We start from the raw sequence: 10,984 nt of genomic DNA on the forward strand, positions 1-10,984 counted from the left end.
GGCCGCCGGTCCACCGGTCAGGTGTGGGCCGAGGCCCGGGACAGGGAGACCGCGGCGTGGATCAGGAGCCCGAGCGCGGCGGCGCCGCAGGCGACGGCCGGTACGGCGCCGGCTCCCCCCGCGTCGACCAGGGCCCGGACGGGGGCGGAGACGGTCTCGAAGCCGGGGACACGGCCCACCGTGGCGAGGACGAGGGCCGACGCCTCGACGGCGCAGGCGGTGACGAGGCCGGTCGCCGCCGCCCTCGGGAAGCCGTGGACGGTGAGCAGTCGGGCGAGGAACAGCAGACAGCCGAGGGCCACGGTCGCGACGGGGTGACCGGCGCCCGTGCCTCCTCCGCCGCCGAGGAGGAGTTCGGCGCCGACGGCCAGGGTCGTCAGCGCGACGGCGTACAGGACGACCAGGCCGAGGAGCACCGGCCGGGTCCGGGAGGCGAATTCGGCCAGTCCACGGCTGTCGGTGAGCCTGCGCCGGGCCTGGACGGACAGCAGATGGGCGCACCAGGCGGCGGGAGCCACGGCGAACGCCAGGGCCACGAGCGCGGCCTCGGCCGGGGCCGCCGTCCCGTGCGGCCCGCCGCCGGTCCCGGCGTGCAGCAGCCCGTCGCCGTACAGCACATAGGCCAGCAGCCAGCACACCCACAGTCGTGAGACGCGCGCCGTGTGGCCCTCGACGCGCAGCGGGCCGCGCCGGAGGGCGACGGTGAGCGCGACGGCCCCCGCCGCGCCTGCCGCGAGCCGGATGACCGCACCGGCGCCGTCGGCCCCGCCGGCGTACTCCAGAGCGACGAGGGCGACGGCGCACACGGCGCCCGGGAGCAGGGTGCGGAGCGCCCATCCGGCACGCGGACCGTTGGCACGCGCCGGATGCGGCGTGGTCGCGCCGGTGGTGTCCGTGCCGCTGTCGGCGGCGCGCGGCACGCGGGCGTACAGCTCCTCCGCGAGCGAGAAGACGTTGCGGTGCCGGAAGCGCGCGGCGGCGCGGTCGGTGACGCCGTGCGCCTCCAGACCTGCGGCGATCTCCAGCGGGTCGACGGCGCGTTCGCACAGTTCGCGATGGCTGTGCATCAGCGTCTTGACGGGGTCGGCCGGGCCCGCGCGCCGCGCGAGTCTCGTCGTCCCCATGGGGGTGGTGTCCGCGTCAGACATCTCTCTCCCCCAGGGTCTGCCCGGCGCCCACGCCGACCGCCTCCGTAGGACGCGGCGCCCGTGGCACCGCCGGTAAGGACATGGCCAGGGGTACGGGTACGGGACGGGGCATGGACACGGGAGGCACCATCGGTACCGGCGCCGGCATCGGTACGGTTCTCGCCTGTCCGGCGGTCCAGTGACCCGGTACGTACGCCTCCGCCGGGTTGGCGAAGGGCAGCGGCTCGCCGTGCGCGTCCACGGTCTCGGCCGGGCGCCGGACCGGGGCGTGCGAGATCAGCTCCAGATAGATGTCGCGGAACGCCGCCAGGTTCTGCTCGACGGTGAAGAGTTCGAGGGCGCGGGCCCGCGCGGCGGCGCCCAGCCGTTCGCGCCGCTCCGGGTCGCGCAACAGCGCGACACAGGCGTCGGCGAGCGCCCGCGGATTGCGCGGGGGCACCACGAGCCCCGTACCACCGATGACTTCGACGACCGCGCCGACATCGGTGGAGACCGTCGCGCGCCCGCAGAACATCGCCTCGACCAGACTGACCGGGAAGCCCTCGACGATGCTGGACAGGACGATCACGCCGCCCGCCGCGTACGCGTCCACCAGCTCCGGCGCGCCGGGCCCGCCGACCTCCTCGAAGGAGACGCAGTTGTCGCCCACGGCGTGCGCGTCGGCCGCCTCGTCGGGGAACAACTGCGCGGCCAGCGCCCGGCAGTGGGCGAGATACGCCGTCGCCTCCGCGCCCTGCGCGGCGGCGCCGATGATCCGCAGCCGCGCCCCGGGCTCCTCCTTACGGATGTCGGCGAAGGCGTGCAGCAGGGAGATGAGGTCCTTGGCGGGCTCGATCCGGCCGACCCAGACAAGGGTGTTCGGATCGCCGCCGTCACCCTCGTCACGGCTCCCGATACGGGCCCCGGTACGGCCTTCGTTGCGCTCGCCCAGCGCCGAGAAGCGCTCCGTCTCCATTCCCGGGTAGACGGTGCGCAGTTTCGCGCGGTCCGCGCCGCAGCGCTCCTGCCAGCGTCTGGCGTGGGTGTTGCCGGGGGTGATGACGGTGGCCTGCCGGTAGACCTCGGCGGCGAGCCGGCCCTGGAAGGCCGCGAGCAGGGCGCGCACCGGCGCGCGCAGGGGCGCGTCACCGTCGGGTCCGGCGGCCAGGTAGTGGGCGCGGAGCTGGACGCCGTACTCGGTGACCAGCAACGGCGCGCCGAAGAAGCGTTTGGCCAGCAGTCCGGGCAGTGCGGCGGATCCGCCGGTCGTCGCGTGGCACAGATCGACGGCGCCGAGACCGTCTTCGTCGTACCAGTCGAGGGAGAGCGGGCGCAGCGCGCGCTCCAACTGGTCGGCGAAGACGAGGTAGTCGGAGACGGTGGCACCGCGCACGCTCCGGCGTGCGCCGGGGACGTGGCAGGCGGATTCGAGGATCCGTACGGCGGTCTCCGACCGGAGGGCCGTGGACAGACCGCCGTGGTCGCGCGCCAGTTCGGCGAGCCCGTACAGCCCTTCGGCGAAGGCGCTCAGGCCGCTCACGCCGCGCGCGCCGTCGCCGCCCGTCCCCTCGGCGGCACTCTCGTCCGGGGCGCAGACGGCGGCGATCAGATCTCCGAAGTGCCCCACGAAGCGCCGTCGTTCGCGCCGTCCGTACGCCCTCCCGTCGCCCTCCGCCGACCAGAGGGACGCGGTGCGCACCCGCTGTACGGAGGGCGGCAGCTGGATCCAGCCGTTGCCCTCCTGGTGGGCGCTGCGGCTGAGCGCGTAGATGTCGAACTCGTGCTGTGCGAGCCCGCGTACGAGCCGGTCGCACCACAGCCTGGACTCACCCGTCGCATACGGGTAGCCACCGTCCGTGAGTAGTCCGATCCGCACGAGCACACCCCTGATCTCCCTTGTGGGAAGCCGCCGTTGGATCGGCGACTCGCAGCGGGACGACCGTAAGCGGACATGACGGTGGAACGGCGGACGGTTGTCCGTCGCACCACCAGAAGGGGTGAATGCACGTAACTTTCCCACCGCGGTAGCGTTCCGTCGCGGTAAGGGATTATCCGGTCACGCTGCGTCAAGCTGCGGCCGATGCCTCAACTGCCGGGGAATGCCCAGGGGTTGGGCTTGCACTTGACGCCGTCGAGATCGAGCGTCTTGGTCTGCTGCTGCATCACGGGGGCGAGCGAGCCAGGGGTCTGGCAGCTCACGTGCCCGTAGCCGAGCCGGTGCCCGATCTCGTGGTTGATCAGCATCTGCCGGTAGGTGAGCATCGCCTTGGAGCCGTAGGTCTCGGCCCCCCGCGCCCAGCGGAACGCGTTGATCATGACGCGGTCGGTCGCCGCGGAGTCGCAGGACACGTTGTCGACGGTGGTGTCCAGGCCCGACTTCGCGCACCACTCGGCCGTGGTCCCGGGACTCGCCAGGGTGATCACGAAGTTGGGCGAGCCACCGGCGATCCGCTCGAAGGTCATGGCCCCGTTGTGGGCCCAACTCCGGTTGTCGTTCAGGGTTTTCTGTACGGCGTCGGCGAACAGCTTCTGGTCGAGACCGAGGCCCTTCTCGATGTCGATCCGGTAGCGGACCTTCTCGCCCCTGCCGGGCGCCTTGGCCACCCCGGGGACCGCCTCGAACTCGCCCGAGCCCTTCAGATCGGCGGCCAGCGGGAACTGCTTGGCCATCAACTGACCGTAGGTGGGCGGCTTCGCCGGGGCCTCGACCGCGGGCTCCTTCGGCGTCGGCCGGCCGCTCGATCGCGAGGCGGCGTCCTCCCCGGCGCGGGCGAGCCCGCCGGAGGGCAGCGCGTCGGCCCGGGAGGGACGGCCGTCGGTGACCTGACCGGCCACCACGACGGCGAGCACCGTGGTCACGGCCGCCGCGGCGATCCCGGTGAAGGTGCGCCCCAGACCGCCCTTGGCGGGCCGCTCCCGCCCGCCCTCGGCGTCCGGGGCGGCCTCGGGGTCGTCCCGGTCCGAGCCACGGCCGGAGTCGGCGCCGAAGGCGGCGCGGGGGCGGCTGCCCTCGTCGTCCCAGTCGGTCACGGGGGCGTACGGATCGGGCCGCCACTGCGCGGAGTCGGCACCGAAGCCGGGGCCGACGCCTGATCCGTACGGAGGGGGCGGCGCGTCGAAGGCGTCGATGAACTCGCGGCGCGGTCCGGGCACCCGGCGCTGTCCGGTCGTCGAACGCGTCTGTCCGCGCGGCCCCTGTGGATGTGGAGGCCCCTGCGGCCCGCCGCGCCCCTGCGACCCGTCCTGCCGGTCCCCGTACCGCTGCTGGTCACCCCAGCCGCCGCCGGGCTCACGGTGTTCGGGGTGCCCGCCGCGCACCTGCGGCACGCCGTGCGCGGGGGTGCCGTACGGCGGCGCCGCGCGTCCCCGCTCGCCGCCGGGAGGCGGGGTGGGCCGCGCCTCCCGCCCGTCGGGCGGTGGGCCACCGGCGGGCGCGCGCTTCTTGCTGTCGGATCCCTGGGGTGCGGGGCCTTTACGGCTGTGTCGTCCCACGCCCCGGATCAGCTCCCGCCACTGTCGTTGTCACCGTCATCGCCACTGCTGCCGAAGGTGCCGGCGTCTCCACCGTCATTACGGCCGGCGCGCCCGTTCGTCTCATCCGTCGTCCTGTCGGACTCCTGGATGAGACTCCGCGCGGCCTCCGCGACCACCTTGGGGTACTCCATCATGGCAACATGCCCGGCGTCAGGAAGCGTCAGGAGTCGGGAATCCCGGAAAGCGGCGGACGCCTTTCGGGCCATTCGGTACGAAACCAACTGATCCCGCCCTCCGTACACCAGCAGTGTCGGCGCGAGGACCCGCTCGGCCTGGCGCCAAAGACCCTGCTGGCCGCCGAGGGTGTACGCGTCGACGATGCCGCGCGCGGAGCGGGTCATCGCCTCCCAGAAGTACGGCAGACGCTGCCGCCGCTCCATCTCCTCCACCGCGTTCCGCAGCCCCTCCTCGGAGACCCGGCCGGGGTCTCCGTAACAGAGGGCCATCACGCCGCGCGTGCGCTGCTCGGCCGTCCACTCGCGGGTCATCCGTCCGAACAGCGCGGCGACACCGGGCACGGCCAGCAGCGCGGTCGGCAGGGCGTTGTGCTGCACGCGGATCTCGGGCAGCGCGGGCGAGACGAGGGTGAGGGTGCGCACCAGGTCGGGACGGGCGGCGGCGACCCGGGTCGCGACGGCGCCCCCGAGGGAGTTGCCGAAGAGATGCACCGCGCCGTGCCCGCCCGCGTCGAGCAGCCGGATCACGGCCCGCGCGTGGGCGGTGATCGAGTAGTTCCGGTCGGCCGGCGGCGGGGAGTCGCCGAAGCCGGGCAGGTCGACCGCCTCGCCGTCGACCGCGTCGGCCAGCAGGGGCATCAGGTCGGACCAGTTCTGCGAGGAGCCGCCGAGGCCGTGCACATACAGCGCGCGCGGCAGTCCGGGGCGCGTCGGGGGCCGTGAGCGCACGTTCAGGGTCAGCCCCGGCAGGGCCACCGAACGCAGCCGCTCACCGTCGGCGACCCGGACGGTGCTCACGCGCGGGACGGCGGCGGCGAGGGTTTCCGGCAGCTCGGTCGAAGACATGCGGGCAATGTTACGAGACGATCACGCGCCGTTTCGCGTGTTCGCCGTCACAGGACGCATAGCGTCGAGGGTGCGGAGCTCCTACCCTCGTAAGTACGCGTACGTATTCGCCTCATTTCGCGAATGGACGGCGGAAGTAGACGGAAGACGACCGGAGAAGAAAGGGCGCCCCATGTCGGCGGACCCGAGCGACCCGGACACATTCCCGAACGGCATCGACGAGGAAGACCGGAGCGCGGAGGCGGATTCCGGCGAACTCGGGGAACTCGGCGAGGAGACCCCGGAGGCCGACGCCGCCGAGCAGCACAGGGATGTGCAGCCGTCGGAAGATGATCCGCCGGCCCCTGTCGATACGGCCGAGGCCGACGAGGCCGACGCCGCCGAACAGGCGCGTATCGTCTCCCTCGACGAGGACGACTACCGCTGAGCGGCCGCTCAGGACCGGGTTCGCCTTTTGTCGGCATTGGATACTTTTTTCCACCGCCGCCCTCGCGGCCGGACGGATATCAGGCTCCCCCGGCTGTCCGGTCCGTGAAATTCTGCGGCCTGACCACGCACAGCCGGGTTACCCAAAAGTACGATGGCAAGGCGGCGCACAGCGCGCACGGAACAATTCTGGGAGGCGGCGTGACAGCCATAGAGCAGACCGAGGCGGCGCGCCCGCGAGGCACGCGCCTGCCCCGCCGCGCTCGACGCAATCAGCTTCTGGGTGCGGCTCAGGAAGTCTTCGTCGCGCAGGGTTACCACGCCGCGGCGATGGACGACATCGCGGAGCGGGCCGGCGTCAGCAAGCCCGTCCTCTACCAGCACTTCCCGGGAAAGCTGGACCTCTACCTGGCCCTTCTCGACCAGCACTGCGAGGCGCTGCTGCAGGCCGTGCGGACGGCCCTGGCGTCGACGACCGACAACAAGCTCCGGGTCGCGGCCACGATGGACGCGTACTTCGCCTACGTCGAGGACGAGGGCGGCGCGTTCCGGCTGGTCTTCGAGTCCGACCTGACCAACGAGCCCGCCGTGCGCGAGCGCGTCGACCGGGTGGCGCTCCAGTGCGCGGAGGCGATCTCCGACGTGATCGCGTCGGACACGGGCCTCTCCAAGGAGGAGTCCATGATGCTCGCCGTCGGACTCGGCGGCGTCTCCCAGGTGGTGGCGCGCTACTGGCTCTCCAGCGAGTCGGTCATCCCGCGGGACAAGGCCGTGGAACTTCTCACCTCGCTCGCCTGGCGCGGCATCGCCGGATTCCCGCTGCACGGCAGCGAGCAGCACCCCGGCGCCTGACAGGCTCCCGGCGCGGTCCGTGTTCGCTGCGGGCATGCCCCGCCGTCGTCCTGAGCGCCGTCTCTCCGGGCTAATGTGTGCTGGGTACCGCGCGGTTGACCGCGCAACGCACTGACCGTTCGGAGGGACATAGCGGTGGAGGTCAAGATCGGCGTGCAGCACACGCCCCGCGAGATCGTTCTGGAGAGCGGGCAGTCCGCCGAGGAGGTCGAGAGCGCCGTGGCCGACGCACTCGCCGGCAAGGCGAAGCTGCTCAGCCTCACGGACGAAAAGGGGCGGAAGGTGCTCGTACCGGCCGAACGGATCGCGTACGTGGAGATCGGCGAGCCGACGACTCGACGGGTGGGCTTCGGCGCTCTCTAGTTCGAAACGGCTGAACAGCACCACAGCGTCAGAGGAGTGGCCGGGCGGAAGATCCCGCCGGGCCACTCCTTTGTTGGGTCTTCGGATCGCGGAGGGTTGCCCCGCGCGCACTCCGGGTAGACCGGGCTACGACCCAATTGGCCAGCGCGCTCGGTGAGGTGATCAGCGGTGATCTTGGAAGCTCTCGGTGCGGTCCTGCTCGGACTGGGTGCCTCGTGGGCCGCGCTCCAGCGGCTGCCCCACCGGCTCCCCTCCCGTCACCTCGTGCTCGCCGCGGGGTCCTTGGGCTCCCTCTTCGGCGCGATGCTCACGCACGCGGCGCTCGGCCCCGGTCACTTCGTGGCGACGCTGATCGGCGCGACGGTCGTCGGGGCGGTCCTGCTCTCGCTGCTGCTCCGCCCCGCGGGCCACGGTCTGCGCCGGCCGATGCCTTCCTGACCCGTCCACCGTCGGCCGGCCGGTCTCGGACAGCCGAGGCCAGGCGGCCGGTCTCGTGCACAGTCGGGTTCAGGCGGCCAGTCCCAGCGCCGCCATCCGCTTCGTGTGCGCCTCGGTGATCCGCGAGAACATCCGGCCCACCTCGGCCAGGTCGAAGCCGTCGGCGACCCCGCCCACCAGCATCGTCGAGAGCGCGTCCCGGTCGGCCACCACGCGCTGCGCCTGCGACAGCGCCTCACCCATCAGCCGCCGCGCCCAGAGCGCGAGCCGTCCGCCGACCCGCGGTTCCGCCTCGATCGCGGCCCGGACCTTCTCGACCGCGAAATTCCCGTGCCCTGTGTCATCGAGCACAGCGAGCACCAGTCCGCGGGTGTCGGAGTCCAGCCGCGCGGCCACCTCACGGTAGAAGTCACTGGCGATCGAGTCGCCCACATACGCCTTGACCAGGCCCTCCAGCCAGTCCGACGGCGCGGTCTGGCGGTGGAACTCGTCCAGCGCGGCGGCGAAAGGATCCATCGCGCCGGTCGGATCGGCGTCGATTTCGCCGAGCCGGTCGCGCAGCCTCTCGAAATGGTGGAATTCCGCGGAGGCCATCTTCGCGAGTTCCGCCTTGTCGTCCACCGTCGGCGCGAGTTTGGCGTCCTCGGCGAGCCGCTCGAAGGCCGCCAGTTCGCCGTAGGCGAGTGCTCCCAGCAGATCCACGACCGCGGCCCGGTACTTCGGATCGGCGGACGCGGTCGCCCAGTCCTGGGCGGCGATCCCCGTGTGTTCCGCGGCTGCGGCTCCGGGCGCGGACCCCGGTGTGGACTCGGGCGCAGTGGCGTTGTCAGACGTCTCCATGGAGCGCACAATAGCCCGCTCGGCGCACGGCGCAGAGCCCGCTCCGCACACCGCGTAAGGGCCCGGCCGGTAAGCGCGCTCACACTGTTCCGACGAATTCGTCCAACACACATGCGCGATTCCGAGGTACAGTGGTAATGCGCCTGCCGAGTATTCGGTGGGCCATCGCAGTGTTTGACCGGGAGATCTGTCCCGGACAGGCCCCATGAGGATGCCCGGTCGGTGGCCCGATCGGCTCCGACCCCGACCGCCCTCCGCGCGGACCGTGCGCACAGCTGCGTACGACCTGCAGATGAGGGGCCCCCTCAGCGGCACGAGCGCTCGAGCGACGGCAGTGGTCCCGCGCCATCCGGCCAATCCACGGCCGGCCGAGTACCCAGGTGCGGTACGACCCCCAGCGTTCGCCTCGCGTCGCGTCTCACAGAAGAGGCAGCACCCTGACTACGACTTTCCGAGACCTCGGAATCCTGCCCGAGACAGCCGAAGCGCTTGAAGCCGTCGGCATCATGTCTCCGTTCCCCATCCAAGAGATGACCCTGCCGGTCGCGCTGTCCGGCAAGGATGTCATCGGCCAGGCCAAGACCGGCACCGGCAAGACGCTCGGCTTCGGCCTGCCGCTCCTGGAGCGCGTCACCGTCCCCGCCGACGTCGAGGCGGGCCGTGCCGTTCCCGAGCAGCTCACCAACGCCCCGCAGGCCCTCGTGGTCGTCCCCACCCGCGAGCTGTGCCAGCAGGTCACCAACGACCTCCAGACCGCCGGCAAGGTGCGCAACGTGCGCGTGCTGGCGATCTACGGCGGCCGTGCCTACGAGCCGCAGGTCGAGGCCCTCAAGAAGGGTGTCGACGTGATCGTCGGCACACCGGGCCGGCTCCTGGACCTGGCGGGCCAGCGCAAGCTCGACCTGTCGCACGTGCGCGGACTCGTCCTGGACGAGGCCGACGAGATGCTGGACCTGGGCTTCCTGCCCGACGTCGAGCGGATCATCCAGCTGCTGCCGGCGAAGCGCCAGACGATGCTGTTCTCGGCGACCATGCCGGGCGCGGTCATCGGTCTCGCCCGCCGCTACATGTCGCAGCCGACGCACATCAGCGCCACGTCGCCGGACGACGCGGGCGCGACGGTCGCCAACACCACCCAGCGGGTCTACCGCGCCCACTCCATGGACAAGCCGGAGCTGGTCGCGCGCATCCTGCAGGCCGAGGGCCGCGGGCTCGCGATGATCTTCTGCCGTACGAAGCGTACGGCCGCCGACATCGCCGACCAGCTGGCCCAGCGCGGCTTCGCCTCGGGCGCCGTCCACGGCGACCTGGGCCAGGGCGCGCGTGAGCAGGCGCTGCGCGCGTTCCGCAACGGCAAGGTGGACGTTCTCGTCTGCACCGACGTCGCCGCCCGCGGTATCGACGTCGAAGGCGTGACGCACGTCATCAACTACCAGTCGCCCGAGGAGGAGAAAACCTACCTCCACCGCATCGGCCGCACCGGCCGCGCGGGCGCGTCCGGCATCGCCGTGACGCTGGTCGACTGGGACGACATCCCGCGCTGGCAGCTGATCAACAAGGCGCTGGACCTGGGCTTCCCGGACCCGCCGGAGACGTACTCGACCTCGCCGCACCTCTTCGAGGAGCTCGACATCCCCGCGGGGACGAAGGGCATCCTGCCGCGTACGGACCGGACGCGTGCCGGTCTGTCCGCGGAGCAGGTCGAGGACCTGGGCGAGACGGGCGGCCGCGGCCGCAAGTCCGCCGGTCCGCCCGCGCGGACGGCCACGACCGTGCAGGAGGAGCGCCCGGCGCGTACGCGTACGCCGCGGCAGCGCCGCCGTACGCGCGGCGGGACTCCCCTGGAGGCCGGCGAGGAGCAGACGGTGCCGACGGCGGCCGACGTGGTCGACACCGCCGAGGGCGCCGACGAGCCGCGCATCCCGCGTCGTCGCCGGCGTACGCGCGTGAGCGTGCCCGCCGACGCGGCCGTGGCGGTCGCCACGACCGTGGCCGAGCCGGCGCGTGACGTGTTCGTCGAGCCGATGGCCCAGCCCGAGGACGCGGCCGACGCCGAACCGGCCACCAAGCCGCGCCGTCGTCGTACGCGCACCGCCAAGCCCGCGGTCGAGACCGTGGACACCGTCGAGAGCGCGGCTCCGGCCGTGGTCGCCGACGGCGCGGTCACCGACGGGGACGCGGGGACGAAGACCGAGACCAAGCCCCGTCGTCGTACGCGCGCCGCCAAGGCCCCGGTCGAGGCGGAGGCGGCCAAGGCCGCCGACGTGGTGGAGGCCGAGGCCCCCGCCGCCGAGGCCAAGCCGCGCCGCCGCCGTACGCGCGCGGCGGTCGCCCAGCCCGAGAGCTGACGCTTCGACGCCGATGGCCCGGTCCCCGCAGGGG

General features: G+C 72.6%; 10 protein-coding genes. 5 read left to right on the plus strand and 5 right to left on the minus strand.

The window, feature by feature from the left end; genetic code table 11:
- Nucleotides 1–17: 17 nt before the first annotated feature.
- From ACFUN8_RS19290 to ACFUN8_RS19305, 4 genes are all read right to left on the minus strand, one after another.
- On the minus strand, nucleotides 18–1,148 hold the full coding sequence (locus tag ACFUN8_RS19290; RefSeq protein WP_383638701.1) for a hypothetical protein: 1,131 nt from the start codon (nucleotides 1,146–1,148) through the stop codon (nucleotides 18–20).
- Nucleotides 1,141–3,003, minus strand: a complete 1,863-nt coding sequence (locus ACFUN8_RS19295) for a DUF3492 domain-containing protein (RefSeq protein ID WP_383638704.1) — start codon at nucleotides 3,001–3,003, stop codon at nucleotides 1,141–1,143. Before ACFUN8_RS19295 ends, ACFUN8_RS19290 begins: the two co-directional genes overlap by 8 nt.
- A 209-nt stretch (nucleotides 3,004–3,212) precedes the next feature.
- Nucleotides 3,213–4,619, minus strand: a complete 1,407-nt coding sequence (locus ACFUN8_RS19300) for a DUF3152 domain-containing protein (protein WP_383638707.1) — start codon at nucleotides 4,617–4,619, stop codon at nucleotides 3,213–3,215.
- 8 nt (nucleotides 4,620–4,627) lie between these two features.
- Nucleotides 4,628–5,683: an alpha/beta fold hydrolase gene (locus ACFUN8_RS19305; protein ID WP_383638710.1), complete on the minus strand. Its 1,056-nt coding sequence runs from the start codon at nucleotides 5,681–5,683 to the stop codon at nucleotides 4,628–4,630.
- Between the two features lie 172 nt (nucleotides 5,684–5,855).
- Between ACFUN8_RS19305 and ACFUN8_RS19310 the strand changes: the two genes are divergently transcribed.
- From ACFUN8_RS19310 to ACFUN8_RS19325, 4 genes are all read left to right on the plus strand, one after another.
- Nucleotides 5,856–6,110 carry a hypothetical protein gene (locus ACFUN8_RS19310; RefSeq protein ID WP_383638713.1) on the plus strand — a complete coding sequence of 85 codons (255 nt, stop codon included), beginning with the start codon at nucleotides 5,856–5,858 and terminating at the stop codon, nucleotides 6,108–6,110.
- 200 nt (nucleotides 6,111–6,310) lie between these two features.
- Nucleotides 6,311–6,961: a TetR/AcrR family transcriptional regulator gene (locus ACFUN8_RS19315; RefSeq protein ID WP_189111548.1), complete on the plus strand. Its 651-nt coding sequence runs from the start codon at nucleotides 6,311–6,313 to the stop codon at nucleotides 6,959–6,961.
- 135 nt (nucleotides 6,962–7,096) lie between these two features.
- Nucleotides 7,097–7,324: a DUF3107 domain-containing protein gene (locus ACFUN8_RS19320; protein WP_023538836.1), complete on the plus strand. Its 228-nt coding sequence runs from the start codon at nucleotides 7,097–7,099 to the stop codon at nucleotides 7,322–7,324.
- Nucleotides 7,325–7,492: 168 nt separating this feature from the next.
- Nucleotides 7,493–7,762: a hypothetical protein gene (locus ACFUN8_RS19325; protein WP_383638716.1), complete on the plus strand. Its 270-nt coding sequence runs from the start codon at nucleotides 7,493–7,495 to the stop codon at nucleotides 7,760–7,762.
- Nucleotides 7,763–7,831: 69 nt separating this feature from the next.
- On the opposite strand, the gene ACFUN8_RS19330 is transcribed toward ACFUN8_RS19325, so the two are convergent.
- The gene (locus ACFUN8_RS19330) at nucleotides 7,832–8,602 is read right to left on the minus strand and encodes a ferritin-like fold-containing protein (protein WP_383638719.1); all 771 of its coding nucleotides are present in this window, start codon (nucleotides 8,600–8,602) and stop codon (nucleotides 7,832–7,834) included.
- Between the two features lie 530 nt (nucleotides 8,603–9,132).
- Between ACFUN8_RS19330 and ACFUN8_RS19335 the strand changes: the two genes are divergently transcribed.
- Nucleotides 9,133–10,950 (plus strand): DEAD/DEAH box helicase, encoded by a 1,818-nt coding sequence (locus tag ACFUN8_RS19335; protein ID WP_383638722.1) that lies wholly within the window; start codon nucleotides 9,133–9,135, stop codon nucleotides 10,948–10,950.
- Nucleotides 10,951–10,984 lie beyond the last annotated feature (34 nt).

The sequence above is a fragment of the Streptomyces sp. NPDC057307 genome (assembly GCF_042667665.1).
Classification (GTDB): domain Bacteria; phylum Actinomycetota; class Actinomycetes; order Streptomycetales; family Streptomycetaceae; genus Streptomyces.